Source organism: Brevundimonas sp. EYE_349 (assembly GCF_023147505.1).
GTDB lineage: Bacteria > Pseudomonadota > Alphaproteobacteria > Caulobacterales > Caulobacteraceae > Brevundimonas.
This window is the reverse complement of record NZ_JAHXPB010000002.1, coordinates 167,482-191,667: the sequence shown is the minus strand read 5'-3', so window position 1 is coordinate 191,667 and position 24,186 is coordinate 167,482. Positions and strand designations below refer to the sequence as shown.

Below are 24,186 nucleotides of genomic sequence, written 5' to 3'. Positions count from 1 at the left end.
CGAAAGCCGGGACCCAGTGCTTTCACGCGCCAGGCGCATGGGATCAGCGCCGATCTCTTAATCTCACGTCGAAACGCCCAAAGAACTGGGTCCCGGCTTTCGCCGGGATGAGCGGTGATTCATGCCGCTGTCGCCAGTCCCAGCGCCTTCAACGCAGCGGCGATGGAGGCGTCCTGTTCGGCGCGGTACAGGGCCATCTCGTCCTGGACCGGGCGGCCCAGGGCGGTTTCGAAATCGGCGCGGGCGGGATCGACGGCGTAGGCGGTCTGGCGGGCCTCGGCGCCCAGGTTGGACTGGAAGATGCCGGCCGCGCTGACCGGCAGGAAGTCCTCGTAGGTGATGGGTTCGGCGACGACGAAGCCCGCGGCGATCAGGGCGTCCAGGTCTGCGGTCTCGGCGTGCGACGCCAGCCCTTGCGGCGTGGCGCGATAGCGGAACCAAGCCAGGTCGCCCCGACGCAGCGCGTCCCAGTCGTCGGGCAGGGCGGAGAAGTCCCCGGTCGCCAGGGCCTGATCGTACAGGGCGCGCCCGGCGGGGGTCAGGGCGCAGCCGCGTTGCTCGATCTCGCCGAAGCGGGCGGTGTGGGTTCCGGCGACCATTTCTCGAGAGTCTGGGCCGTCCGCGCCGGGGAAGGCGATGGCCTCTTCCAGCGCCTTGAAACTGGTCTGGCGCAGCAGGACGGGGCAGGCGCGGGCGGGCGGCCCCTCTATGGTCTCCTTGGGCGTAATGCCGCGTTCGGGCATGGCCGCCTGGGCCGCGTCGATGTCCAGAGTGCGCGGCGTCAGATGGTTGATGTGCGGCCCCTTGAAACTGACCACATCGGCGATCAGCCGGTGGGCGGCGACCAGACGGTCGTACGTCTGGGCGCTGACGGTCGCCTCGGCGTGCCAGCGGAAGGTCTCCAGCAGTTCGGCGACGAAACGGTCGGCCTGATCGGCGTCCAAGCCGCCCCCGCGCTCGGCCGTCTCGATCAGTTCGCGCGCGCCAGGGGTGAAGATGTCGCGGCGGGCCAGGGTCTGGGCCGCCTCGGCCCGCAGGGCTTCGTCCTCGATCAGCTCCAGCCGCAGCAGGGAGCAGAAGACCCGGAACGGATTGCGCGCCAGGGCCGCCGGATCGACAGGCCGGAAGGCGGTGGAATGCACCGGCACCCCCGCCGGGGCCAGGTTGTAATAGCTGACCGGCTCCATCCCCATGACGGCGAAGGCGCGGGCGATGACAGCCAGTTCGGCCGCCGTGCCGACACGGATGGCGCCGTGACGCTCTTCGGACAAGCGCGCCAGTTCGCCCGACGCCGCCAGCCGGTCGGCGCCGGCCGCATCCGCCTTCAACGCCTGGGCGTTGATGTCCGAAACCAGGGTCAGCAGGTCGCCGTATTGCGGCACCTCGGCCCGGTACAGGGCGGACAGGGCGGCCGAGAACCGGCTGCGGATATCGTCGGGATGGACGAAGGCGGACATGAGCGCTCCCTGCTTTTTCGTCGGTCCTAGAGCATGATCGTTTCGGACGGAACTGCTCCGCGGTTCCGTCCGAGGCGTGGATCAGGCTCTCGGATTGAAACTGAAGCCTGATTCACGGCATCGAAAAAATCGCGAAGCGGTTTCCTCTCAACCGATCAGGCGCCGGGGCCGACTGGCCGCCGGGCGAAACCCGGCGGCCGTAGGAAGCGTCAGGCGTCCACGCCGACCCCGATGGGGCAGACCACGCCGGTCCCGCCGATGCCGCAGTATCCCGCCGGGTTCTTGGCCAGATAGCCCTGATGATAACCCTCGGCGTAGAAATAGTCGCCGGCCGGTTCGATCTCGGTGGTGATGGCTCCACGCCCCGCCTTGGTCAGGGCGGCCTGATAGGCGTCGCGCGAGCCTTGCGCCTCGGCCTGCTGCTCGGCGTTCAGCGTATAGATGGCCGAGCGATAGGTGGTGCCCACGTCGTTGCCCTGACGCATTCCTTGCGTCGGGTCGTGGTTCTCCCAGAAGGTCTTCAGCAGTTCGGCGTAGGAGATGACGGCCGGATCGAACACCACCTTGACCACCTCGGTGTGGCCGGTGCGGCCCGTGCAGGTCTCCTCATAGGTCGGGTTCGGCGTGATCCCGCCGGAATAGCCGGCCGACGTGACCCACACGCCCGGCAACTGCCAGAAGATGCGCTCCACGCCCCAGAAACAGCCCATGCCGAAGATGGCCGTCTGGAAACCGTCGGGATAGGGCCCCTTCAGCGGATGGCCGCTGACATAGTGGTTCAGATCAGTGGGCAAGGGCTCGGCGCGGCCGGGCAGGGCGGTCTCGGGCGTGGGCAGTTCGGCGCTTTTCTTGAACAGCATGGGCGGGTCCCTCATCGGAAAATGGCTTTGATCCCCATATGGGGATGCGAGAGGCGCTTGCCGAGGGGGCGATGGTGTTCTATCAGGCCCGCCTCCCGCCGGATCGACCTCCGGCGGCGCGCACGAGCAGGCGTGAAACGGACAGGTGGCGGAGTGGTCGATCGCGCACGCTTGGAAAGCGTGTGTAGGTGAAAGCCTACCGAGGGTTCGAATCCCTCTCTGTCCGCCACTTCAGTCCCAAGCTGGGCACGCCGATTCCCGCCGATTTCCCGCTGGAAACGGCGGTGAGCGTGCGAAGCAGCTCTCCCTTCGATCCCATGATGCGAACTTCGGCCTCTCCGACCTCGACCCGTTGGGCGAAGGCGCGCAGGTGATCCCGCCGATAGCCGCCCCCGTCGAGGCGGATGCGCTGCCGCGCCACGTCGGCGAACCGGCGCACGGTGGCAGGCGTCACCGCCTGATTGCCGGAGCTTTCGAGCATGGCCTGCGCGCGTTCGGCATCGACCTGCGCCTGGTCGCGGAGCGCCTTCAACCCAGCGATGCGATCTTTCAGCGCCGGGTCGGACAGATCGGCCACGCCTGATTCGATCGCGTCATAGAGGCGCTTCAGTCGAAGCTCGGTCTCGGCCGCCCGGCGGTTCAGTTCGGCGATATGGTCCTGCCGGCGTTCGGCGCGTTCGTGCCGGCGGTCGAGGACCGAGGCCAGCACCTCCTCCAGCCGGTCGGGCTGGAGCAGCCGATCCTCGATATGGCTGGCGACGATGGTGTCGAGCTTTTCCATCGGGATCGAACGGCCCGAGCAGCCGGTCTCGCCCTGCCGCGCCTTGATCGAGCAGGTGTAGTAGCGATAGCGCCCGCCCTTGCCGGTGCGGATCGTCATGGCTCCCCCGCATTTTTCGCAGAAGCAGATCCCGGTCAGCAAGGTCGGGCCGCTGACGACGCGCGGCGGCGTGACCTTGGGATTGCGGGCCTTCAGATGCGCCTGCACGGCGTCGAAGGTTTCGAGGTCGATCAGCGGCGGCACGGGCACGGTGACGATCTCGCTGATCGGCTTCAGTTCCTTGGTCTTCGAACGCTTATTGAACTCGTGCTCGCCGATATAGGTGCTCCGGGTCAGGATGCGGTGAAGCTGGCCGATGCCCCAGCGCCCGCCGTCGCGGGTGAAGATGCGGCGCGCGTTCAGGTGGCTGACGATCGCCTTGACGCCCATCGGGCCGGACGTGCCATTCCCTTCCAGCGCCAGCCGGTAGATCAGCCGCACGGTGTCGGCGTGCAGCGGGTCGATCTCCAGCTTCTTCTTGGTCTTGGCCCCGCGCTGCTCGGCCGCGACGATGCGGTAGCCGATCGGCGGGAGCGCGCCGTTCCAGAAGCCCTGCCGCGCGTTCTCCTTGAGGGCGCGCATGACGTGCTTGCCGTTCTCCTTCGACTGATACTCGTCGAACAGCGCCATGATCTGACGCATCATGACGTGCATCGGGTCGTCGCCCATCTCCTGCGTGATCGAGACCAGCTTCACGCCGTTCTTGGCGAGCTTGCGGACATAGAATTCCAACTCGAAGTGATCGCGGAAGAAGCGGCTGAACGAGTGGACCACGACGATATCGAAGGGCGCGGGCTTGGACGTCCCCGCCTCGATCATGCGCTGAAACTCGGGGCGGCGATCGTTGGTCGCGGATGCGCCCGGCTCGACGAAGGTGTCGATGAGTTGATAGCCGCGCGACACGCAATAGGCCTCGCCCTGGCGCTTCTGGTCGGGGATGGAGACATCGTGCTCGGCCTGGCGGGTCGTCGAGACGCGGAGGTAGAGAGCCGCGCGGATGGCGACCAATGGAGTTTCCTTATTCATGGTCGGTTTCCTTACGGCGTGATGGCTGGCGACGGCCGGTCAACGCCAGTTCCAGCACGACGCGATCGTGGATGAGTTTAGGTGCGAGCTTACGGCCATCGCGCTCCATGCGGATCAGGCCGTAGCCGATCATCGCTTTCAGGGTGCGCGACAGATTGGATTTCTGCCGCCCAGTCAGCGTGGCCAAGGCGTCGAGCGAATCCGGCTTCTCCTGCGCGATGATGCGCAGCATTTCGCGATTGGGAGCCGACAAGATCTTGGCGAAGGATTCCGTCGAGACGAACCAGGCACTCGGATCACCCGGTGACGGTTTCTCCTCCCCCCGCGCAATGCGCAGCGTGCGGGCCTTCATCTCTTCGGGATCGGCAATTCCGACCTTCAGCGTGGTCACGGGCGGGGCCTCCATTGGGGCGCTCGCCGACCGACGAAGGCGTCAAACGGCGAAGAAAATATTCGCCGTATTGTTATCATACCCAAGCAACTTAAGCAAGGAAAATGAGCATCCTGGCCTATGTCGGCATTCCTTTGACGGCATCATGCGGGCGGCCCGAACAGCTCGTCGAAAATGTCGCCGAACCATGCCTCGAACAGGTCGATCTCGGCCTCCGTCACCGGCACGCGGTCGGGCCAGTCGTCGGTGACGGTCCAGGATTCGACATCGTGCTTCGGCGGTCGGCCGATGCGCGGGGCCGGCGTCTCGATGTCGTCCTGCGGGATATAGTCGTAGAGGTCGTCGGGCAGAGCCGCGGACACGATACGGAGCCGGCGTTGCGGGCGATCAGCGGCGCGCCGGGACATGGGAATCACGTTCTGTGAGATGACCAACCGTAACGACACCTGACCCTTCATCCTGATGCTGGCCTTCGCCCTGACGCCGCGCAATTCTTCCAGCATCGGCGGATTGCACGAACTGTGAAGACGGCGCGTTGCGATACGTCGATCGTATTCCGCGATCGGTCTCACGATGATGGGCGGGCGTCGGCATCATGATGACCTGTCCCCGCTCGCCGCCGTGCCGCGCTTCGCTTTGGCAAACGCCCGATCGGTGGCGATGAACCGCTCCAGCATGGGCACGATGAGGCGAACGGGATCGGTGGGCGGATGGCCGCTCTCGCGGCCGAGCACCTCGGCATAGGCGGCGAGATCTCGGTGCAGATCGGCGGGCAGCTCCACTGTCACCTTCACCGGCTTGTCGTCGGCGATCGGGCCGAGCTTCAGCTTGGTCATGGCGTGGCTCCGTAGGGTTCAAGGACGAGATCGCGGGTGACGATGACGCGGACCGGGAATCCTGGCCGGATGGTGAGCGTCGGCTGGACGTTGAGCTGGCGGCGGACGATCTGCTGACCGGCGTCGTTGATGGTGTCCTGCGCGCCGTCGCGGATGGCGCCGATCAGGCGGTCGTTCTGGTCGGTCGCCAGTTCAGCTCCGACGCCGAGCAGGGTCGAGAGCGCTGCGGCCTTCGCCAGATCCCACCAGTGATAATCGACGCCGTCCTCCAAGCCTGCAAAGCCTTCGGCGTCGGCGCCCGGCTGGCGCTCCAGCACGATCGACCGGCCGTTCGGCAGGATCAGCCGGTTCCAGACCAGCAGGACACGGCGCTGACCGAAGCCGACGCCGTTATCGTACTGGCCGATCAATCGCGTGCCCTGCGGCACGAGCAGGATGCGCCCGGTCGGGCTGTCATAGACATTCTCCGTGACCTGGGCGGTGATCTGGCCGGGCAGATCGGAGCGGATGCCGGTGATCAGCGCCGCCGGGATCACGGCCCCGGCTTGCAGGATGTTCGGCGATGCTGGTGCGGCGACGCGATCTGGCGCAACGGTGCGCCGGTCGGCCGCCTGATTGAGGAAGGCGAGCTGGCGGTCCTGGGCCGTGGGCGTCGCCGGCTGCGGCGCGAGGCCCAGGCTGGTCAGGTCCGGCATAGGCGGCGTGGCATTGGCGGTCGCGGTGGCAGGCGGCGCGGTCGCCCGCGTCTCGGTCGAAGCGAACAGCCGGCCGGTCCGCGCCGCTTCGATTTCCTGAAGCCGGCGCTGCTCTTCGGCGCTGAGACCCGGCGGAGTCGCGGCGGGTGTACCGATGCCCGGCGTGGGCACGGGCTGACCGCGGTTCTGGGCGTCGAGGATCGGTCGCCCGAGGTCGCCTGGCAAAGCGGGTCCGAGGATCGGGCCGGTATAGTCGCGCGGCAGACCATTGAGCCCATCGGCGGTCGCGCGGTTCTCGGTCGAATAGAGTTCGCTGTTGGCGACGCCGCCCTCACGGGTCTGGAGCGCATAGATCAGCGCGCCGCCGATCCCGGTGCTGGCGACCAGGCCGAGACCGATCAGAACCTTGCGCGACAGCCGGGTGACGCGCGGCGGCTCGGCACGAAGACGCATGGGCGCCACCGGCTCGCCGGTCAGCGGCTTGGCGTCATCGTCATCCGGCTCAGGTGTCGGCCCCTTTGCTTTCTCGGGATCGATCTCGCTCACGATGCCGGCCTCCCGTCGGTGCGGGTGATCCGGACGAGCCGCTGGGTGCCTCCGGTGCCGAAGCGCAGTTCGGCGGCGGCGAACAGCCGATCGACGATCATGTGTCGGCCGCGAACGCGGTAATTGACCAGTTCGGAGGTGTTGCCCTCCGGCCCGACGACGAACAGCGGCGGCATTTCCCCTTGCGCGATGCCACGCGGGAACTCGACGAACACCTGCCGGCCATCGTCGAAGGCGCGCAGAGGCCGCCACGGCGCGCGGTCGCCCTCGATCGCATAGCGGAAATTGACGTTGGCCAGATCTACGCCGCTGGCGATTGGCTGCGCGGCCTCGGCCTGTTGATTCTGGCGGCGCAGCGCGATGAGCTGGTCCTGCGGATATTGCCAGGACACGGACGCCATATAGGTCCGCTCGGTCGAGCGCAGTTCCATGTGATAGGTGCGCAGGTTGGTGTTGATGACGAGGTTGGTCATCAGCTCGGGCCGCGTCGGCTTCACCAGGATATGCACCTGCTGGGTCGCGCCGGAGCCGCTAAGCGTGTCGCCGATGATCCAGCGTACGGTGTCGCCGGCAGCGACCGGGCCAGAGCCGACGAGCGTTTCGCCCGGCTGGAGGGCGATGTCGGTGATCTGTCCGACGGCGGTATAGACCTGATAGAGTGCGCCGCCCGTATAGGGATAGACCTGCATGGCGTTGATGAAGCCGTCCCGCACCGGTTGGATGCGAGCGGCGGCGTTGGCCTGGTTGACGCGGGCGGCGGGATCGGTCGGTTCGGGCGCACGGCGGGATGCCTCCACCGGCTTCATCTGACCGGGCAGCGGCAGAGGACGCGGCAATTCGACGACGGTGACGGGCGATGGCGGATCGACCGTCTGCACGGCGGGCGCGGCATCGTCATAAGAAATCTCGGGCGGCTTCTGCGTCGTCGCGCAGCCGGCGAGCGCCGTGGCGGAGAGCAGCAGGACCGCGAACGCGGCTTTACGGAAAACAGGTTTTCCGGCTCTGCGCATTGGCGGAACGGCGGGAACACGGTTCGCCGGATGTCCGGCGGTCAGTTGAGACGGCCGGATCATTGTCCAAGCTCCTTCGACCAGTTGATGGCGTTGACGTAGATTCCGAGCGGATTGGCTCGGAGCTTTTCGGCGTCACGCGGCGGCGCGACGGCGATGGTGAGAATGGCGGTCCAACGCGAGGTCTCCGCGAGCGAGCCATCCTGATAACGGCGCTCAACCCAGGCGACGCGGAAGCTATCGGGTGACGCCCGGATGACGGACGACACTTCGATGGCGATCTGTTGCTTGCCGACTTTCGTGAAAGGGTCGTTGACGCGGGCGTAGTCGTTGAGGGCCATCGCGCCGCGATCGGTGGTGAACTCATAGGCGCGCAGCCAGTTCTGGCGGACGATGATGGCGTCGGCCGGGATCGAGCGGACCTGCTCGATGAAGCGCGCGAGGTGCCAGGCGATCTGCGGATCGGTCGGGCGATAGTCGGCGACGGCGGGTGCGATGGCCTGCGCCTGACCCAGCCGGTCGACCTGCACCACCCACGGCACGATCGAGCCGTTGGCCGATTGCCAGACCAGCGCGCCCGACAGCCCCGCCGACAGGATCAGCGAGCCGAAGGCCATCAGCCGCCAATTCTTCGCCTGAACGCGGGCCGAGCCGATGCGGTCGTCCCAAACCTGGGCGGCGCGTTGGTATGGGGTCTCGGGCTGCGGCGTCTTGCCGTAGTGAGTGGCGGATCGTTTGAACATCAGCGGTCGCTTTCGGAGAGGTTGACGGAAGAGCCGCCGCCGTGGCTGTCGCCGGATTTGACGGCGTGGGCGGCGGCCTGGATGCCGTGCGAGGCCTGCTGGCCGCGCTTCATGCGCTTGGCCCAAGCAGGCGGGCCGTCAGCGCTGGCGGAGGATGAAGAGCCGGACGGCGCATCGGGGGCGCTATCCGGCGCGGCCTCGCCGCTGACGGCGCGTTCGCCGGCCTGGAAACTGTCCTTCATCGACGCGGCAGCGCGCTTGAACGGACTGGCGATGGCGGACCCGGCCTTGGATGCGCCGGTGCTGGCAACGCCCGATGCGCCACCGGCGAGATAGGCGGCGGTCGCACCACCCGCGAGGGTCGCGCTGCCTCGGGCGGCAGCGGCAGCGCCCCCGGCCAAAGCGGCTCCACCGGACGCGACCGCACCGATTGCAGCACCTCCGGCAGCGACCATGCCGCCCGCCGCGAGACCGGTACCGATCGCAGCACCCGCGCCGAGCTGCGGGCCGCCGGAGACGAGACCGTTGGCGATTCCGGGACCGAAGATGCCGAGGCCGAGCAGCGACAGCGCGGCGAGCACGATCGCCATGGCGTCGTCGATCGTCGGCGCGGTGCCACCGAAGCCTGCGGTGAACTGGCTGAACAGGGTCGAGCCGATGCCGATGATGACGGCGAGCACCAGCACCTTGATGCCGCTGGAGATGACGTTGCATCACCTCGCCGGGGGTCAGCAGCGGCCGAGCCGTCTCCTGCCGCGATACCATGAGATGGCCGAGCCAGGGCGACAGCCGATGGCCGGCATAGTTGGTGGAATCGCGCATCTCCGTCGCGGTGCCCAGCGAGTCCGACACCCGCTTGGCGGTGCGCTCGTCATTGGTCGCGAAGGCGACGCGGACATGGCAGTTGTCGAGCACCGAATTGTTCGCGCCATAGGCTTTCTCGATCTGGTTGAGGCTCTGCGCGATCAGGAAGCTCTTGATGCCGTAGCCGGCCATGAAGGCCAGCGCGGACTCGAAGAAGTCGAGCCGCCCGAGTGCCGGAAACTCGTCGAGCATCAGCAGCAGCCGATGTCGGTTGGCGGCGTTCAACTCCTCCGTCAGTCGTCGCCCGACCTGATTGAGGATCAAGCGGATGAGCGGCTTGGTGCGGGCGATGTCGGACGGCGGTACGACGAGATAGAGGCTGACCGGCCGCTTGCCCGAGACGAGATCGGCGATGCGCCAGTCGCAGCGCGCCGTCACCTTCGCCACCACGGGATCGCGGTAGAGACCGAGGAACGACATGGCGGTGGACAGCACGCCCGATCGCTCGTTGTCGGATTTGTTGAGCAGTTCCCGCGCCGACGAGGCGATGACGGGATGGACGCCAGCCTCGCCCAGATGCGGCGTGGACATCATGGCGCGCAGCGTCGCCTCTATCGGCCGCTTCGGATCGGAGAGAAAGTTGGCGACGCCGGCCAGCGTCTTGTCGGGTTCGGCGTAAAGGACATGCAGGATCACGCCGACCAGCAGCGAATGACTGGTCTTTTCCCAATGGTTGCGCTTGTCGAGCGCGCCTTCGGGATCGACCAGGATGTCGGCGATGTTCTGGACGTCGCGCACTTCCCAATCGCCGCGCCGCACCTCCAGCAGCGGATTGTAGGCTGACGACTTCGCATCGGTCGGGTCGAACAGCAGCACGCGCCCGTGTCCTGCGCGAAAACCCGCCGTCAGCCCCCAATTCTCACCCTTGATGTCGTGGACGATGACGCTGCCCGGCCAGGTCAGCAGCGTCGGCACGACGAGGCCGACGCCCTTGCCGGAACGGGTCGGCGCGAAGCACAGCACATGCTCCGGTCCGTCATGGCGCAGATAGTCGCGCTCCAGCCGGCCGAGCACAACGCCGTCCGGGCCGAGCAGCCCCGCCGCCGTCACCTCCTCGGGCGAAGCCCAGCGCGCCGAGCCGTAGGTGGCGACGTTCTTCGCCTCACGCGCCCGGATGATCGACAGGGTGATGGCGACGGCGATGGAGAGGAAACCGCCTGACGCGGCGATGATCGCACCCTCGACGAAGATCGCGGGCGCATAGGCGTCGTAGGAATACCACCACCAGAAGAACAGCGGCGGATAGTAGACTGGCCAGCCGCCCAGCTCGAACCATGGCGCGCCGAGTTGCCCCTGAAAGCCGAGCCGCCATGCCGTCCACTCGGTTGCGCCCCAGATCGCCGCCAGCACGATGACGAAGACGATGGTGATCTGGCCCCAGAGGACACGGCTTCCCGACATACAGACTCCAATCGGCAAAAGAGACGGAGCCGATCAGAGAATAGGCGGTTTCGCGAGAGGCAACAGGAAAGAACAGCGAGCGCGTTGCCGGATACCATGGCGTAGAAATCGGACGGTCTGCGGCGGCGGTCGTAGCTGTGTTCAGCGATCGGGCGCCAGGTAGTCTCTTACGATGTCGAGTTGCCGGCTCAGCAGACGCATCGCCTCGGCCGGTTCGAGCATGGGCCAGTCGAACCATTGCGGGTAGCGGAACGCCTGCATGGCGTGAGGCCGATCTAGAGCTTCCATGAACGCGGCGAACTCCTCGTTCTCCAGACCAGCAGCGCCACCCTCGATCGCCCGGACATGGCACCGCTCAAGCCAGTGCCCCATCATCATCAGCCTTTCCTCGTGGTGTCCCTGACGACTGAGCACCGCCTTCAGCATCAGTTCGATCGCATGGGCGACGAGCTGAAAGAACGGAATGCGCACTGCGCTCATATCATCCGCGCGGTAGGCCAGCCGCTTGGCGGCTTCGGTATAGGCTTCGGCGTAGGCGAGATATTGCTGATCGCGGCCGGGATCGGCGTGCCCCGGCGTGCTCATCATGGATGTCCGCGTGGTGTGGAGCGTGCATCCTCGATCGCCTGTTCGAGGATCCGGCGATAGCCGATCTTCGTCATCCATTGCGCGCGGGCGAGATGGCTTTCCCAGCATGTGCGGGTCCGGCCGGTCTCCGCCGCTGGATCGCGATGCAGCACGATCCGCGCGACCTCCGTCCAGTCGGCACCGTCCGTCTCGGCGTCCAGCAGGCGCAGATAAGTGACGAAATGTGCCTCGTCATAGCGGGTCACGTCCGGCTCCACGGGAGCCAGATCATCGACGTCGGGATCGAGTTCGAGTTTGACGCGCATATGTCGGTCCCCCCTCGGACCTGCTGCAAAGGCAATCCTGAAATGGGATAATCCTGAATCAGGATTAGCGGATCGGCTCCTCATTTTCAATGGAGAGCCGATCCGAATGCAGAAATCCTTGCGCTCGCCCCGCCAGCAACTTCTTCAGACGCTTCTTTCGGCAGCGCGCAAGGACGGAAATCTGACACAAGCGGAACTGGCCGAGCGACTGAACAAGCCGCAGTCCTTCGTCGCCAAGTATGAAAACGGCGAACGGCGGATCGATGTCATCGAGTTTATCGACATTACACGCGCGCTCGATATTCAACCGGTCGATATTCTTGGTCAGATCGGAGCGGATGCCGATCGACGTAGGGCCTAAATCGACGAACCACGGACGATGACGTTATCGATAGCCGGCCAGAATTCGCGGTATTCGCCATCGAGTCAGGACCGCTTCCGCAGAAGTCAGGCAGACCGAACTGACTTCTCCATCTGATCCGCGAGGTCGAGCAGGTTCTTCAGCGCTGCGCTGCGGTTGTGCGGCGACCATATCGCCCTGAAGCGGGCTTGTTCGGTTTCGTCAGCGATGGAGCGTAGCATAGCCGAGCCGCTCATGTATCGGGCACTTTCGATGGCGAGCGTTACGCCTTCGCCGCTCGCAACCATGTGCATCAGCGTATCGTGGCCGACATCACAGCGCCGGACTCGCGGTGAGTTGCCCCGCTCCGCCATGCGTCGCACGACATGCTCGAACAGTTGTGGCCCAGCTCCCGCGACGGGAAGGAGAAACGTCTCCGAAGCCAGGTGCGCCCATGTGATCGCATCACTTTCTGCCATTGGGTGTGTGATGGGTAGCGCGATCCTGTAAGGCTCACTCCACAGCAATCGCGAATGGCAGTCCGGTGCATCTGCGGGGTCGAGCACCAGCGCCACGTCAAGCTTTCCATCCCGCACCAGCGCAATCGTCTTTGCCGAGGAGCCTTCCATGACCACCTGCTCGACATCAGGATAGGTCTCGCGGAACCTACTGCGCAGGCCGCAGAGGAAATCGCCGGCAATTGATGAGACGAAACCGATGGCTAACTGCCCAGTCGAGCCGGAAGAGACGGCCCCTGCTGTTCGGACAGCATGATCGAGTTGGGCGATACCAGCCGACACTTCGACGATGAACCGGCGTCCGGCCTCGGTCAGCCGGACGCCGCGATGGCGACGCTCGAAGAGAAGGATGCCTAGCGCCTCCTCAAGCGCCTTGATCCGGGCGCTGACGCACGATTGCGTCGTGCCGAGGATGTTGGCTGCGTGATGAAAATTGAGCACCTCAGCCACCACAACGGCATGACGCAACGCCGTAAGCGGAATACCCTGAAGACTATCGGTTCCGCATCTTCTCTGTCTTTTGGCCCACCGCATTCCGACTGGACATTCAATCAGGCGAAACGTTTGGCGCCAGCGACGCACAACACCACGATCACCGTTGATGCAAACATCGTCCAGACAACTGCTTCGTGCAGAAAGATCGCCGCCAACATCAGGCCGAAGAAGGGTTGCAAAAGTTGCAACTGCCCAACACCGGCGATCCCGCCGAGCGAAAGGCCGCGATACCAGAAGACAAATCCGAGAAACATGCTGAACACGGAAACATAGGCGAGGCTCATCCAAGCCTGCATCGCAATGCCATTCCAGCTTTGTGGCATTGTGAATAGCGAGATTAAGGCCATGATCGGCATGGACAGAACGAGAGCCCAAGAGATCACCTGCCATCCGCCGAGACGGCGCGAAAGAGTCGCGCCTTCTGCATAGCCCAGTCCGCAAAGCATGATGGCCGCGATCATCAACAGATCGCCGATCAGCGACCCACCGCCGCTACGAGCGAGCGCGAAACCGGCGACCGTTCCCGCTCCAATCATAGAAAACAGCCAGAAAGCTGGGTTTGGACGCTCGCCGCCACGCAATACACCAAATATTGCGGTGGCAAGTGGCAACAGCCCGATGAAGACGATCGAATGGGAAGCCGTAATATGCTGGAGAGCCAATCCCGTTAGCAGTGGGAACCCCACCACGACGCCGATGGCAACGATGACCAAAGGGATCAGGTCGTTGCGGGTGGGTCGCGACTGACGAAGCGCTAATAGGCATATGCCGCCTAGCACGGCGGCAATCACTGCCCGTGCCGAGGTGAGAAACATTGGCGTGAAATGCTCCACCGCGACGCGGGTCGCAGGCAACGATCCGCTGAAGATAATCACCCCTAGAAGGCCACTGCCCCATCCTGCTGTCGATCTCTGCATTCGTCCTCGCTTTCTCGGACTTCGTGTATCCGAGCGACGAGAGTGCAAAAAGAGACACTATCATACAATTTCGGCAAAGTGTATTGGTACGAAGGCGGATACAGTTTAGAAGCGGAAGCAGAATGATCGGATCGACCAGAACGGAAGCGCTCATTGCAGCGGTCCGCTCGAAAATTGCCAGCAGGGCTCTGAAGCCGGAAGATCGATTGCCCTCTGTCCGCCGGTTCGCAGAGACAATGGGCGTGTCACCTTCAACGGTAGTCGAAGCATATGCACGCCTTGAAGCAGAGGGCGTCATTCGCGCACGTCGTGGCTCTGGGTTCTTTGTGACAGGTGCACATCTGCTCCCGATGGCGCTGACCGACATGGGAACTCCCAAGGATCATACCGTCGATCCCTTCTGGGTTTCAAAGCAATCGCTGGATGCTGACCCCACCGCGCTCAAACCAGGATGCGGATGGCTGCCTGTCGACTGGATGCCGAACGCAGCGCTTCGCAAGGGCTTGAGGGCACTAAGTCGATCTGATGGCGCGCTACTATCCGACTATGGATCGACACGCGGCTCCCTAACTCTACGCCGTCTGCTGCTCGGGAGGTTTGCAGATGAAGGTATCACTGTGAGCGCCGACCAAATTTTGCTGACAAGCTCCGGCACCCAAGCCATCGACCTGATCTGCCGGTTATTATTGCGACCTGGCGATGCTGTCGTTGTCGATGATCCTTGTTATTTTAATTTTCAGGCGCTGCTGCGGGCGCATCAGGTCAAAATCATTGGTGTGCCTTTCACGCCGACTGGCCCGGACATCGAAGCCTTTGAAAAAGCTCTCATCGCGGCGGCGCCACGGCTCTACATCACCAACTCGGCCCTGCATAACCCGACAGGAGCAACTATCTCCCCACAGACCGCCCATCGTGTGCTTAGCTTGGCAGGCGTACATGGCGTGACGATCGTAGAAGACGATATATTCGCTGATTTCGAACCCACACTATCGCCGCGCCTCGCCGTTCTCGATGGTTTCAACCGCGTGATCAGAATTGGCAGCTTTTCTAAAACGCTTTCTGCCTCGATCCGCTGTGGATACATCGCAGCACGCCCCGAGTGGATCGAAGGACTGGTCGATCTCCAGATCGCGACGCATTTCGCCGGCCCCAGTCCGATGGCAACGGAACTGATCGCGGGTGTTCTCGCGGGCGGTAGTTATCGCAGGCATATGATTAACGTCCGCCAGCGCCTTGCGCATGCCCGAAATGACGTTGCGGAGCGACTCGCTGTTCTAAACATTGCCCCATGGATCATCCCGCGCGGCGGGTTCTATCTGTGGTGCAGCTTGCCCGAAGGCCTTGACGCTTCAGTGATTGCGCAACGCTGCATGAAAGACGGGATCGTTCTGGCGCCGGGGAATGTCTTCAGCGTTTCGCAGTCCGCAACCACGTTCCTCCGTTTCAACGTCGCTCAAATGACGGATGAGCGACCATTCTCAGTCTTGAAGAGGGCTATGAAAGCCTAAATCACATCGCAAGTCCGCGTTGCCGCCCCATCTGCCACGACACCGATCCGCCCTGGACAATTCCCGTCACCTCTTTGCCGAGCTGACGATCGATCACCGGCCGCCACGGGACCAGCGTGAACTCGTGGCTCTTCTCGACGATGGCGAACTTGCCGCTGGTGAGCTGGACGGTCCCGGTGAAGGTGCCGCTGACCGTCTCGCCGTCCCCGGCGGCGCGGAACGCTATCTGCTTGGTGGCCGCCAACTCCGCTCCGGCGCGTGCCAGGTCACGCGTCTCCAGCGTCGATAGAAGATCGCGCCGGTAGAGGACGCGGCCGTTCTGCTGGCGCGTGGCGTCGCCTTGTTCGATCAGGCGCTCGTGTCGGCGGTCCATGGCCTGACTGACCTCCTGACCGAACCCTGCCGGCGCGACATCGGACGGCCCGCGCCCGACCAACTTCCGGTCGAGCCAGGTCGCGCCATCCGCCGTGATCTGCGTCTCCAGATCGAAGGTCGAGAGGACGCGGATGTTAAGCTGCCGTCCCTGGCCCGCATCGTGCGCGGCGGCGCGCGCCTCGAAGTCCTGCGGGATGCGCCATTGGTCGGCGTCGATCCGCTCGACGATCCCGTTTCGGCGCAGCGCCTCCAGCCGGCGCACATGGGCATCGACGAACCCCTCATAGTCGCCGCCGGGCACACGGCCATCGAAGCGGGCCTGCTCCAGATGGCAGCTCGGCCGATAGATGCCGTCCTCGGCTATGCCGGCGATGGCACGGTCGGCCGGGCGTGGTCCGGCGTCGGTCGCGCCGATCTTGATGACGCTGCCGATGCGGGCGTCCGCGACCTTCGCCTGATCGACCCCGGAGATGTGGTGGGTGCGGCCGTCGATGCCGTCGATCACCAGCGTCAGGTTCTCGCCCAACTCGTCGGAGAGATGCTTGTCGACCACGCGGCCGACGATCGGCGTCGCCGGCGCGGTATCGTGAATCCGGAAGCTCATCGGATCGCGGTCATGACCCTCGGCGCGCATCGCCTTCTGCATGGTGCGGACGATGTCGCCGCGCTCGCCCATCTCGCGCAGCGTCGGCTCCAGCCGGCCGCTCAATTCCCAGACGCCGGGCGTCGGTTCGGCGGCGAGGCCCATCTTCTCCAGCTTGCCGAGACGGCGGAGGCGCAGCGTCCGGTCTTCCTGGCCGCGCCTATCGTCGGGCGCATGGCGCAGGTCGAGCGCGCCGCCATCGGCCTCGTTCAGCATCGCTCGATCGATGCGGGTGAAGCGGTCCTGATTGATCTCGACCGTCAGCTTGCGGCGCTGCTCGATCTCGGTGACGGGACCGAGTTCCAGCGTCGCCAACTCGCTCGCCCGTTCGCGGATGCCGTTGGCGAGATAGTCGCCGTTGATGACCAGATCCTCGCCGAGTTCGTCGCGGCCGTTGACGATGACGTGGACATGGGGATGACCGGTGTTGAAGTGGTTGACCGCCACCCAATCGAGCTTCGTGCCGAGGTCGGCTTCGAGCTGGCGCATCAGGTCGCGGGTGTGGCCGGTCAGGTCTTCGATGTCGGCTCCGTCTTCCGGCGAGACGATGAAGCGGAACTGGTGACGATCGTCCTTGCCGCGATCGAGGAAGGTGTCGCCATCGGCGCGGTCCTCGGTCGCCGAATAAAGCCGGCCGCGCTCGCCATCGCGCGAGGTGCCGTCGCGCTGGATGTAGCGCAGATGGGCGGCGGCCTTGCCGCTCTTGCCGGCGGCGCGGACGGAGCGCGATTTGACGATGACGCGGCGGCTGCCGGGCTGGCGATGGCTCCAGCCGTTCGACAGGTTGCGCGAACGGACGAAGGCCGCGCCACGCCCGCGCTTGACGCCCCGGCCGGACGCGACCGCGCCGTTGCGTCCCGGCTTGCCGGAGGCTCCGGTGCTCCCGCGCGAGACCTGCCCGGAGGCCGCGCCCTGCTGGCGGGCGATCTTCCGGACCTTGGTAAGGAAGCTCTTCGCCTGGCCCGCCTTCGACGCATCGGAGCGGATGCGGCCGGGCTTCGGGCGGAAGCGGTTGTCGTCGTCCGCGCTCATGGCCGCCGATCCACCCAAAGCCGCCGATTTCCGGCAAGAGTGCCGTGAATAACGCGGCAGATACTGGCTTTACCGCGCCTCGCGGCACCATGCAGACCCGGCAACGGTGCCGCGCCAAACAGTGTGCAGACAAGGGCTTGGCCCCGGGATCGGACCCATGGGGTGCCGTCCGCTTTAATCTTGCCCTCCCGCCTTCCTACCCCTTCTGCCCCTCCTGACCCTGGTTCCGCCTGACCCCACCCATTCCCGCTGCACACTGGAAAGGGCTGCCGGCCGCTCCCTCGCGCCATGCTCATCGCGGCCCTCCCGTCTCCGGTCGGGCGACGAACAGGCCGCCCGGCTGCGGCACGATCGCGGAGAGATCGCGCACCGGCGTTGCACCAGAAGTGTCGCCGGATTGCGCGTCGGGCTGCACAGGATCGGCGGATGCTGTGCGCTCGGCCTGCGCGACGAACAGCGGCGCGCGGGTCCAGGATCGGGGATCGGCCGACACGACGGCGACCGGCGCGGTGATCTCGTCGCCGTCGATCTGCGGGGCGAGCGTGGCGACATAGGCGCGGGTCTCGGCGGGCAACGGACGGCCCGCGAGATGCTCTTCGTAGCGACCGGGACCGGCATTGTAGGCGGCCAGAAACCCCGGTGATCCGTAGCGGTCATGCAGCTCGCGCAGATACGCCGCGCCCGCCAGAATGTTGTCGCGCGGATCGTAGGGATCGCCGCCGAGCCGATGGCGGGCGCGCAAATCCGCCCAGGTCGGCGGCATGATCTGCATCAAACCCATCGCGCCCTTGGGCGAGATCGCCCGCACGTCATTGGCGCTTTCGACGCGCATGACGGCCCTGATCCACGCCGCCGGAATGCCGAACCGCTGCGCCGCCTCGGCGATGTGCGCGGCATGAGGATCGGCTTGGGATTGGCGCTGGACCGGCTCGGGCTGCGCCTGACAGGGCAGCGGCATCGCGACGGCGAGCACGCCGGAAAGCAAAAGGACCGCTGATCGGATGGGCGTTCTGTCTCCGCATCGACGCCAGCCTGCCAGTGTGCTCGCTGCGGTCAAGGGTGCGCGCGAAGCGCCGATCTTCGATCGCCCTTGACCTTCGCTGCGCGCGCCGGCCAACGGATCGTCGAGCGGGACGAAGGGATGAGACGGCCTGTTCGCGAACAAAGGGATGGGACTTCGACGGGACAGCAGGCGCGCACTTCTGGAGGGATAGCGCATGGCGTCACTCCCGCTCGCTGCGCTTGACGGGCCGCGTCCAGTGCAGCGACCAGACGGCTCCGCCGTCGTCGTCGCGGAACAGGTTGGCGCGGATCGGCTGCGGCAAGGCCGGATCGTCGATCAGCAGCGAGATGTATTCGCCGGCGCGCTCGCCGGTGCGTTTCCAGCCCGCGCCGATCTCCGGCCCGTCATCGGCGCCGTGATGGATGCGATAGTCAGGCGCGTTCTCGGCATCGGACGGCTCGGCCGGCACGATGGTGAGTTCGCGATAAAGCGTGAGCGTATGGACGCGCCCGACGAAGCCTGTCGTCTCGCGCGTGAATTGACCGATCTGCGGCATGGAAGTCTCCTCGATGCTGGGGGTTGGGTGGAAGCCAGCGAGCACCGCGCCCGCCGGAAACGTGGCGGTCAGCGCGTCGCGGCGCGCCAGACGAAGCGACCATCGCCGGCCTCGTCGGTGTAGATCGGCGTCGCGCGACCGGTGACGGCGCTGACCGGAATCGGGCCGAAATAGCGGCCGTCCAGACTGTCGCGGACATCGGCGTTCATCAGGAAGATCTCGTCACCGCCGATGCGGCGGCAACCGTTCCACACCGGCAGCTCCCGGCCCGAGCGGTCGCGGTCGAGCGCCGTGCCGAGTTCCACGCCATCGACCGTGATCGTGCGGCGGACGCGGCAGACTTCCTGCCCCGCCAGTCCCATGACGCGCTTTAAGAGCGGCACGCCACGGCCGATATAGCCGCGATCCACCATGAAGTCGGCGAGCGGTTCAGGCGGATCGACTGCGACCAGATCGGTGACGGTCAGGTCGCCGGGCGGATCGATGGCGTAGAGGCCGATCGGCGCGCTGGCGGAGACGTTCCAGACCAGTCGGGTCGGCGTCGGAACGAAGGACGCGATGGCGACGCCCGTGATCGAAAAATAGGTCACCATCACATAGCCGAAGCGGGTCATGGCGCGACGCTCCGACGCTTGAGGAACGCCCGATGCTGGTCGGCGCTGTAAGCTCGCGGCTCGTGTCCGGCGGTCAAACGGTTGTGGACGTGCCGCCAATGGTCGGACGAAACATCCTCCGGATCGATGCCGATCGCCTGGACGGCGTCGATGTGCCGGAGCACCTGTTCGACCTTGGGCCAACCGTCGATCTTGAGCAGGATGTCGCCGCCGGGCCGCACGAAGGGCAGCGTCTGATAGGGTTCGTGCGGCTCCACGGCGCGCACGATGTCGATTCGCGAGATGATCGTGCCGAAGTCGTTGGACGCCCAGCGGACGAAGGCGAAGATCGCACCGGGTCGGAACGCGAAGATGCGCCGCCGCCGGTCGATGATGGTTTCTTCGGCGAGGCGACCGAAGCGAACCCAGTGCTCGATCTTCTTCTCGATATGGGTCAGTTCGACATGGGTCAGGTCGTCGGAGGTAAGCGCGGACGGCACGGGGCCGCCGCGCACGCGGGGAGCCGCGGTGCCGGTCATGATGGGTCTCCTTCGGTGGTGGGGAATTCGCGCGCGAGCAGACCGCGCAGCATGTCGGCGACGGTGACGCCGCGCTGGAACGCGACGATCTTGATGCGGCCACGCAGGTCGGGTGTGATGTCGATGGTCAGCCGCGCGGTGAACGCCGCGCCGTCGTTCGTGCGGGCCGATGGCGGTTCGGCGGACTTCACCCAGCTCTCGGGATCGGCGGGCCGCGCCGCGAAGCCGCGTTTCGGGGATCGTTCGCTCATGGCGCGATCCCTCCGATGCCGAGGCGGTCGATCTCGCTCACGAGCGCCGCGATCTCGCGCGCGGCCGGACTGTCGGCGTCGATCTCCGATGCCAGGCGCCCAGATTGCGCGGCATCGGCGAAGACGACGCGCTGGCCGATCGTGGAGGCGAGCAAGGGCGTATCATGGTCGGCCAGCGTCTCGGTCGTTTCGCGGGCAATGACGGTTCGCGCGCCACAGCGATTGAGCACAAAGCGTGCGGCCAGCTCGGGCCGGTAGATGCGCGCCTCCGTCAGCAGCGCCAGCATCTCGGCCGAGGCCCAGCCGTCGAACGGCGATGGCTGCACCGGGATCAGCACCAGGTCAGCGGCGAGCAGCGCCGAACGCATCAGACCGGCGACGCGCGGCGGGCCGTCGATGACGACGTGATCGACATCGCGCGCCAGCTCGGGCGCTTCCCGGTGCAAGGTGTCGCGGGCCAGGCCGACGACACCGAACAGCCGTGGGCAGCCCTCACGCGCCCGCTGCTGCGACCAGTCGAGCGCCGAGCCTTGCGGGTCCGCGTCGATCAGCGTGACGCGGCTGCCGGTCCTCGCCCATTCTCCGGCCAGATGCAGGGCCAGCGTGGTCTTGCCGACGCCGCCCTTCTGGTTGAGCAGGGCGACGATCATGGCACGCGCCTCGATCGCCCAGCGGCACTGGCACCGTGGCTCGCGCGTACGCCCGTCAAAGAAGAAGAGTTAGATTCTTTATTAGACTCTAAGTTAGCAGTCGGATTCCCCGTTTCGGGCCAAAGGTTTAACTGCGGTCCGTGCGCCTGATGTACCGATAGGGCTGCGCCTGATGTGCCGATACCCTTTGCGCCTGATGTACCGATGGCTTCCACAGCCTTATCCACAGGCACTGTGAATTGTTCGACGGGCCGGATGCGCAAGTATTCGCGCCGTCCCTCGCGCCAGATGTCGAGGCGGTATCCGGGCAGCGGCTGGCGCGCGACGATGCGCCGAAGATCCAGCGCGAAATCCGAAATCCGGGCCAGGCTGCCGGACTTCTCGTGGAGATGGGCGACCTCGAACAGCCAACCATGCGGCTGGCGACCGGCGTGCTTGCGGGCGACGCGATAGAGCCAGCGTTCGATCCCGCCCGTCAGCCGGAAGTAATCCGGGTCGATGGTCAGAACCAGCGAGCGATCGACCACGCCATTGTAGAACCATTCGGGCAGGACGAACTCCATACCCTCGACGCGTCCGTCATGGGTGGTCATCTCCTCCCATTCGTTGATCCAGGAGAATTGCCGCCGTCGCCAATGGACGCCGTTGCGGATGGTGGTGGCGATGACGGTGGACTGGAGCCGCGCCAGTGACGCCTTCAGCAACTGGTACTGGCGATTGCCGGTATCGCGGCCGATGCCGCGCAGGAGCTGATACGGCGTGAAGCGGAAGAAACGCGAGGTGCGCAGGCCGTGGTTCTCGGCCTCGACGATCTGGCTGGCTGCCCAGATCAGCACGTCGGCGTCCCAGATGGTCGCCATGCCATGCTCGGGCATACCGAGCACCTGCACCTCGATGTCGGCAGCCTTGTAGAGGATGGGTCTGGTGCGCGGCGTCTTCGACAGCGAGAAGAACGGGCGCTCCATCAGGTCGCGTTGATCGCGGGGCGACGCATCGCCCGTCGCGACGACGAAGGGATCGAGCCGCGCCCGCTCGCTGCCGATCAGGCGCTGAGCGCGCCGTCCGGCATCATGGGATGGACCGCCCGACATTCAGCGTGTGCCCCGTTCGGCGGGTGTCAGGGGCCGTGCCGGGAAGACCCGGCCGGCATCCTTGTCGGTGGTGGATTTGCGGGCGGCGACCGCCGTCCAGGCCTGTAAGTCCTCCAGCGCATAGACGACACGCCCGCCGATCTTGCGGTAGGTCGGCCCGGTGCCATAGGTGCGGTGCTTCTCCAGCGTCCGCAGCGAGATGCCGAGAAAGCGCGCTGCATCGGGCGTGCGAAGGAAACGGGGCGGCAGCCCCGTCTTCGGGTCGATCATGATTGGACCTCCGGGTCGGGTTCGGCGGCTGTCGGTGGCGACAGCGGGCTATGGCGAACCGTGGCGGAGGATCGGCGGCTTGCAGCGTGCCAGAATCAGGGGGGTGCGATTCCGGCACCCCCGATGACCGATCTTAGATGGCAGACCTTCAGGCAGGTTGGCGTAGACTCGGCGGTCGATGAATGCGCAGCGCGCTAGTGGCGTAGGATCGTCAACGCCTGTCGTGATGGCGTCGTGGCGCTCGCGAGGTCGAGGAGCGCCTGCGCCAACGCCCTTCGTCCAACGGTGGCGGAAAAGGCGACTGGGAGTGCTTCCCCCAGACGAAACGCATCGGGCATGCCGTCATCGACGAGCCGTGGCGGCCGCACGATGACCCAGTCGAGATCGCTTGCCCCGATGATGTCTTCCTGCTGTCCGGCCTGGTCGAGATGAGCGCGACCCACGATGAGCGGCAGCAGGGCTCGCGAAGCCCAGCTCTGGTGCGGGTGCGTTGCGGCGACGCCGACCGTCGTCACCGCCACCAATCGTGCCACGCCAGCGGCCTTCATCGCCGGAACGAGGACCGCCGTGCTGTTCGGACGCAGGAGCGCCGGATCACGTCCCATCCGGGCGCCGATCAGGCCGATGACGGCGTCGGTCCCTGCGACGGTCCGGCCAACGGCGTCGGCATCGAGCGCGTCGCCGCGTACGATCGTCAACCGCTCGCCCTCTGGCAAGTCGGCTGCTGTATCACGAGCCAGAGCACGGACTTCCCATCCTCGCCCCAATGCCTTCGTGAGAACGTGTCGTCCGGTGGCGCCCGTCGCGCCGAGAACTGCGATTTTCATGATCCTGGCCCCTTGCTGTGCAAATGGCGCGAACATGAAGGGTCGCCATTATGCAGACAACGATCTATTCTCGACAATAGAATGAAGCCACACTTCAAGATCGATTCGCTGCGCCAGATGGCTGTGTTCGCACAGGTGGTTTCGGCTGGCTCGATGGTCGCGGCGGCGGAGCGGCTGAAGATGTCGCCGTCGGCCGTCAGCCAGCATATCCGCGCCCTGGAGCGGGAGACCGGCATTCGCCTGCTGGCGCGCACGACCCGCCGCCTTCAGCCCACGGAAGACGGGCTGCGATTCTTCGAACATTGCCGTGCGATGCTGGACAACGCCGAAGCCGCGATGTCGGGTGTCGATGCGGCACGCGACACGCCGAGAGGCGATCTGCGCGTGACGGCGCCACTCGGCTTCGGCAAGCCGATCGCGGCGGCCCTTGCACCGCTGCTGCGGACATATCCCGATCTGCGTTTGACGCTTTCCCTGACGGACGACACCGTCGCCCTGAATGCAGAGCGTTGCGATATCGCCATCCGCGTCGGACATCTGGCCGACACGGACTGGGTCGCCAAACGGCTCGGCGGTCTGCCCGTCCATCTCGTCGCTGCGGCGTCCTATCTGGAACGGATCGAATGGCGGCCCGATCTCGAGCGCCTCAAGGCGCTCGACTGGCTGGTGCTGGAGGCCCACCATACGCGTGGCGCGGCGTTGGATGTTATCGACCCTTGCGGTGCGCCCCATCGTATCCGTCTCGACAGAAACGCCGTCCGAGGCATCGGCAGCACACAGGACGCGCTTCAGGCGCTCTGCGAAGCCGGCGCCGGCGTAGCCGTGCTGGCGGGACGCGATATAGCGTTTGCCATGGGAGATGACCGACTGCGGCCTGTGCTTCCCGGCTGGACCATCCCCGATCTGCGAATATCCGCGCTGACGCCGGACCGCGCATCCCGACTGGCCAAGGTCCGCTTCGGTCTGGATGCGCTGCTTCGCCATTTCGCGATGTAAACGCAGAATTGGGCCCCACGGCATTCCGAGACGATCAGCG

At 65.7% G+C, this 24,186-nt stretch carries 25 protein-coding genes, 1 tRNA gene and 3 pseudogenes; 4 read left to right on the top strand and 25 right to left on the bottom strand.

The window, feature by feature from the left end; translation table 11 throughout:
• Positions 1 to 119 precede the first annotated feature (119 nt).
• Both KZX42_RS04670 and msrA read right to left on the bottom strand, forming a co-directional pair.
• On the bottom strand, positions 120 to 1,457 hold the full coding sequence (locus KZX42_RS04670; RefSeq protein ID WP_248117563.1) for a VOC family protein: 1,338 nt from the start codon (positions 1,455 to 1,457) through the stop codon (positions 120 to 122).
• A gap of 209 nt (positions 1,458 to 1,666) precedes the next feature.
• Positions 1,667 to 2,317, bottom strand: a complete 651-nt coding sequence (msrA, locus tag KZX42_RS04665) for a peptide-methionine (S)-S-oxide reductase MsrA (RefSeq protein ID WP_248117562.1) — start codon at positions 2,315 to 2,317, stop codon at positions 1,667 to 1,669.
• 139 nt (positions 2,318 to 2,456) lie between these two features.
• Between msrA and KZX42_RS04660 the strand changes: the two genes are divergently transcribed.
• Positions 2,457 to 2,546 (top strand) — tRNA-Ser (locus tag KZX42_RS04660).
• On the opposite strand, the gene KZX42_RS04655 is transcribed toward KZX42_RS04660, so the two are convergent.
• The 11 genes and pseudogenes from KZX42_RS04655 to KZX42_RS04605 all read right to left on the bottom strand — a co-directional run bounded on the left by KZX42_RS04655 (position 2,514) and on the right by KZX42_RS04605 (position 11,542).
• Positions 2,514 to 4,163, bottom strand: a complete 1,650-nt coding sequence (locus KZX42_RS04655; protein ID WP_248117561.1) for a recombinase family protein — start codon at positions 4,161 to 4,163, stop codon at positions 2,514 to 2,516. The two genes, KZX42_RS04660 and KZX42_RS04655, sit on opposite strands and share 33 nt — an antisense overlap.
• Entirely contained in the window at positions 4,156 to 4,554 is a 399-nt protein-coding gene (locus KZX42_RS04650) for a winged helix DNA-binding protein (protein WP_248117560.1), read from the bottom strand. Before KZX42_RS04650 ends, KZX42_RS04655 begins: the two co-directional genes overlap by 8 nt.
• A gap of 143 nt (positions 4,555 to 4,697) precedes the next feature.
• Positions 4,698 to 4,916 carry a hypothetical protein gene (locus KZX42_RS04645; RefSeq protein ID WP_248117559.1) on the bottom strand — a complete coding sequence of 73 codons (219 nt, stop codon included), beginning with the start codon at positions 4,914 to 4,916 and terminating at the stop codon, positions 4,698 to 4,700.
• A 231-nt stretch (positions 4,917 to 5,147) separates the two neighbouring features.
• Positions 5,148 to 5,390, bottom strand: coding sequence for a DUF2274 domain-containing protein (locus tag KZX42_RS04640; protein ID WP_248117557.1), 243 nt, complete (start codon positions 5,388 to 5,390; stop codon positions 5,148 to 5,150).
• Positions 5,387 to 6,538, bottom strand: a complete 1,152-nt coding sequence (locus KZX42_RS04635) for a TrbI/VirB10 family protein (RefSeq protein WP_248118050.1) — start codon at positions 6,536 to 6,538, stop codon at positions 5,387 to 5,389. The genes KZX42_RS04640 and KZX42_RS04635 overlap by 4 nt, the downstream gene beginning before the upstream one ends.
• Before the next feature lie 89 nt (positions 6,539 to 6,627).
• A complete protein-coding gene (gene trbG, locus KZX42_RS04630; protein WP_248118048.1) occupies positions 6,628 to 7,641 on the bottom strand; it encodes a P-type conjugative transfer protein TrbG in 1,014 nt (337 codons plus the stop codon).
• Between the two features lie 59 nt (positions 7,642 to 7,700).
• On the bottom strand, positions 7,701 to 8,384 hold the full coding sequence (gene trbF / locus KZX42_RS04625; protein ID WP_248117555.1) for a conjugal transfer protein TrbF: 684 nt from the start codon (positions 8,382 to 8,384) through the stop codon (positions 7,701 to 7,703).
• Between the two features lie 602 nt (positions 8,385 to 8,986).
• Positions 8,987 to 9,064 (bottom strand): annotated as a pseudogene (locus KZX42_RS04620) (hypothetical protein); the annotation flags it as partial.
• 28 nt (positions 9,065 to 9,092) lie between these two features.
• Positions 9,093 to 10,649 (bottom strand): annotated as a pseudogene (locus KZX42_RS04615) (conjugal transfer protein TraG); the annotation flags it as partial.
• Positions 10,650 to 10,790: 141 nt separating this feature from the next.
• Positions 10,791 to 11,237 (bottom strand): hypothetical protein, encoded by a 447-nt coding sequence (locus KZX42_RS04610; RefSeq protein ID WP_248117553.1) that lies wholly within the window; start codon positions 11,235 to 11,237, stop codon positions 10,791 to 10,793.
• Positions 11,234 to 11,542 carry a DUF2285 domain-containing protein gene (locus KZX42_RS04605; RefSeq protein WP_248117552.1) on the bottom strand — a complete coding sequence of 103 codons (309 nt, stop codon included), beginning with the start codon at positions 11,540 to 11,542 and terminating at the stop codon, positions 11,234 to 11,236. The genes KZX42_RS04610 and KZX42_RS04605 overlap by 4 nt, the downstream gene beginning before the upstream one ends.
• A gap of 106 nt (positions 11,543 to 11,648) precedes the next feature.
• On the opposite strand from KZX42_RS04605, the gene KZX42_RS04600 reads away from it, so the two are divergent.
• The gene (locus KZX42_RS04600) at positions 11,649 to 11,903 is read left to right on the top strand and encodes a helix-turn-helix transcriptional regulator (protein WP_248117551.1); all 255 of its coding nucleotides are present in this window, start codon (positions 11,649 to 11,651) and stop codon (positions 11,901 to 11,903) included.
• Positions 11,904 to 11,989: 86 nt separating this feature from the next.
• On the opposite strand, the gene KZX42_RS04595 is transcribed toward KZX42_RS04600, so the two are convergent.
• Together KZX42_RS04595 and KZX42_RS04590 are read right to left on the bottom strand one after the other, a co-directional pair.
• Entirely contained in the window at positions 11,990 to 12,934 is a 945-nt protein-coding gene (locus KZX42_RS04595; RefSeq protein ID WP_282438798.1) for a LysR family transcriptional regulator, read from the bottom strand.
• Positions 12,935 to 12,951: 17 nt separating this feature from the next.
• Positions 12,952 to 13,812, bottom strand: coding sequence for a DMT family transporter (locus tag KZX42_RS04590; protein WP_248117549.1), 861 nt, complete (start codon positions 13,810 to 13,812; stop codon positions 12,952 to 12,954).
• 122 nt (positions 13,813 to 13,934) lie between these two features.
• Between KZX42_RS04590 and KZX42_RS04585 the strand changes: the two genes are divergently transcribed.
• Positions 13,935 to 15,320, top strand: a complete 1,386-nt coding sequence (locus KZX42_RS04585) for a PLP-dependent aminotransferase family protein (protein ID WP_248117548.1) — start codon at positions 13,935 to 13,937, stop codon at positions 15,318 to 15,320.
• A 1-nt stretch (position 15,321) separates the two neighbouring features.
• Here the strand turns inward: KZX42_RS04585 and KZX42_RS04580 are convergent, their stop codons facing one another.
• The 10 genes and pseudogenes from KZX42_RS04580 to KZX42_RS04535 all read right to left on the bottom strand — a co-directional run bounded on the left by KZX42_RS04580 (position 15,322) and on the right by KZX42_RS04535 (position 23,150).
• Positions 15,322 to 17,370: a DUF3363 domain-containing protein gene (locus KZX42_RS04580; protein ID WP_248117547.1), complete on the bottom strand. Its 2,049-nt coding sequence runs from the start codon at positions 17,368 to 17,370 to the stop codon at positions 15,322 to 15,324.
• 292 nt (positions 17,371 to 17,662) lie between these two features.
• A complete protein-coding gene (locus tag KZX42_RS04575; RefSeq protein WP_348983613.1) occupies positions 17,663 to 18,328 on the bottom strand; it encodes a lytic transglycosylase domain-containing protein in 666 nt (221 codons plus the stop codon).
• A 265-nt stretch (positions 18,329 to 18,593) separates the two neighbouring features.
• Complete coding sequence (locus KZX42_RS04570) at positions 18,594 to 18,929, bottom strand: DUF736 domain-containing protein (protein ID WP_248117543.1); 336 nt, start codon at positions 18,927 to 18,929, stop codon at positions 18,594 to 18,596.
• A gap of 68 nt (positions 18,930 to 18,997) precedes the next feature.
• A complete protein-coding gene (locus KZX42_RS04565) occupies positions 18,998 to 19,543 on the bottom strand; it encodes a S26 family signal peptidase (RefSeq protein WP_248117541.1) in 546 nt (181 codons plus the stop codon).
• Complete coding sequence (locus tag KZX42_RS04560; RefSeq protein WP_248117539.1) at positions 19,540 to 20,061, bottom strand: DUF2840 domain-containing protein; 522 nt, start codon at positions 20,059 to 20,061, stop codon at positions 19,540 to 19,542. Before KZX42_RS04560 ends, KZX42_RS04565 begins: the two co-directional genes overlap by 4 nt.
• Positions 20,058 to 20,312: a hypothetical protein gene (locus tag KZX42_RS04555; protein ID WP_248117538.1), complete on the bottom strand. Its 255-nt coding sequence runs from the start codon at positions 20,310 to 20,312 to the stop codon at positions 20,058 to 20,060. The genes KZX42_RS04560 and KZX42_RS04555 overlap by 4 nt, the downstream gene beginning before the upstream one ends.
• Positions 20,309 to 20,962 (bottom strand): ParA family partition ATPase, encoded by a 654-nt coding sequence (parA, locus tag KZX42_RS04550; RefSeq protein WP_248117537.1) that lies wholly within the window; start codon positions 20,960 to 20,962, stop codon positions 20,309 to 20,311. Before parA ends, KZX42_RS04555 begins: the two co-directional genes overlap by 4 nt.
• A 281-nt stretch (positions 20,963 to 21,243) precedes the next feature.
• Positions 21,244 to 22,053 (bottom strand): annotated as a pseudogene (locus KZX42_RS04545) (replication initiator protein A); the annotation flags it as partial.
• On the bottom strand, positions 22,054 to 22,323 hold the full coding sequence (locus KZX42_RS04540; protein ID WP_248117535.1) for a helix-turn-helix domain-containing protein: 270 nt from the start codon (positions 22,321 to 22,323) through the stop codon (positions 22,054 to 22,056).
• Positions 22,324 to 22,517: 194 nt separating this feature from the next.
• On the bottom strand, positions 22,518 to 23,150 hold the full coding sequence (locus KZX42_RS04535) for an NAD(P)H-binding protein (RefSeq protein WP_248117534.1): 633 nt from the start codon (positions 23,148 to 23,150) through the stop codon (positions 22,518 to 22,520).
• 12 nt (positions 23,151 to 23,162) lie between these two features.
• On the opposite strand from KZX42_RS04535, the gene KZX42_RS04530 reads away from it, so the two are divergent.
• A complete protein-coding gene (locus tag KZX42_RS04530) occupies positions 23,163 to 24,146 on the top strand; it encodes a LysR family transcriptional regulator (protein WP_248117533.1) in 984 nt (327 codons plus the stop codon).
• Positions 24,147 to 24,186 lie beyond the last annotated feature (40 nt).

What these genes read in the sequence shown, in the direction of transcription:
- KZX42_RS04670 (WP_248117563.1), bottom strand. Translation starts at nt 1,457, where the DNA reads ATGTCCGCCTTCGTCCATCCCGACGATATCCGCAGCCGGTTCTCGGCC.
- msrA (WP_248117562.1), bottom strand. Translation starts at nt 2,317, where the DNA reads ATGCTGTTCAAGAAAAGCGCCGAACTGCCCACGCCCGAGACCGCCCTG.
- KZX42_RS04655 (WP_248117561.1), bottom strand. Translation starts at nt 4,163, where the DNA reads ATGAATAAGGAAACTCCATTGGTCGCCATCCGCGCGGCTCTCTACCTC.
- KZX42_RS04640 (WP_248117557.1), bottom strand. Translation starts at nt 5,390, where the DNA reads ATGACCAAGCTGAAGCTCGGCCCGATCGCCGACGACAAGCCGGTGAAG.
- KZX42_RS04635 (WP_248118050.1), bottom strand. Translation starts at nt 6,538, where the DNA reads ATGCGTCTTCGTGCCGAGCCGCCGCGCGTCACCCGGCTGTCGCGCAAG.
- trbG (WP_248118048.1), bottom strand. Translation starts at nt 7,641, where the DNA reads ATGCGCAGAGCCGGAAAACCTGTTTTCCGTAAAGCCGCGTTCGCGGTC.
- trbF (WP_248117555.1), bottom strand. Translation starts at nt 8,384, where the DNA reads ATGTTCAAACGATCCGCCACTCACTACGGCAAGACGCCGCAGCCCGAG.
- KZX42_RS04610 (WP_248117553.1), bottom strand. Translation starts at nt 11,237, where the DNA reads ATGATGAGCACGCCGGGGCACGCCGATCCCGGCCGCGATCAGCAATAT.
- KZX42_RS04605 (WP_248117552.1), bottom strand. Translation starts at nt 11,542, where the DNA reads ATGCGCGTCAAACTCGAACTCGATCCCGACGTCGATGATCTGGCTCCC.
- KZX42_RS04600 (WP_248117551.1), top strand. Translation starts at nt 11,649, where the DNA reads ATGCAGAAATCCTTGCGCTCGCCCCGCCAGCAACTTCTTCAGACGCTT.
- KZX42_RS04595 (WP_282438798.1), bottom strand. Translation starts at nt 12,934, where the DNA reads ATGCGGTGGGCCAAAAGACAGAGAAGATGCGGAACCGATAGTCTTCAG.
- KZX42_RS04590 (WP_248117549.1), bottom strand. Translation starts at nt 13,812, where the DNA reads ATGCAGAGATCGACAGCAGGATGGGGCAGTGGCCTTCTAGGGGTGATT.
- KZX42_RS04585 (WP_248117548.1), top strand. Translation starts at nt 13,935, where the DNA reads ATGATCGGATCGACCAGAACGGAAGCGCTCATTGCAGCGGTCCGCTCG.
- KZX42_RS04580 (WP_248117547.1), bottom strand. Translation starts at nt 17,370, where the DNA reads ATGAGCGCGGACGACGACAACCGCTTCCGCCCGAAGCCCGGCCGCATC.
- KZX42_RS04575 (WP_348983613.1), bottom strand. Translation starts at nt 18,328, where the DNA reads ATGCCGCTGCCCTGTCAGGCGCAGCCCGAGCCGGTCCAGCGCCAATCC.
- KZX42_RS04570 (WP_248117543.1), bottom strand. Translation starts at nt 18,929, where the DNA reads ATGCCGCAGATCGGTCAATTCACGCGCGAGACGACAGGCTTCGTCGGG.
- KZX42_RS04565 (WP_248117541.1), bottom strand. Translation starts at nt 19,543, where the DNA reads ATGACCCGCTTCGGCTATGTGATGGTGACCTATTTTTCGATCACGGGC.
- KZX42_RS04560 (WP_248117539.1), bottom strand. Translation starts at nt 20,061, where the DNA reads ATGACCGGCACCGCGGCTCCCCGCGTGCGCGGCGGCCCCGTGCCGTCC.
- KZX42_RS04555 (WP_248117538.1), bottom strand. Translation starts at nt 20,312, where the DNA reads ATGAGCGAACGATCCCCGAAACGCGGCTTCGCGGCGCGGCCCGCCGAT.
- parA (WP_248117537.1), bottom strand. Translation starts at nt 20,962, where the DNA reads ATGATCGTCGCCCTGCTCAACCAGAAGGGCGGCGTCGGCAAGACCACG.
- KZX42_RS04540 (WP_248117535.1), bottom strand. Translation starts at nt 22,323, where the DNA reads ATGATCGACCCGAAGACGGGGCTGCCGCCCCGTTTCCTTCGCACGCCC.
- KZX42_RS04535 (WP_248117534.1), bottom strand. Translation starts at nt 23,150, where the DNA reads ATGAAAATCGCAGTTCTCGGCGCGACGGGCGCCACCGGACGACACGTT.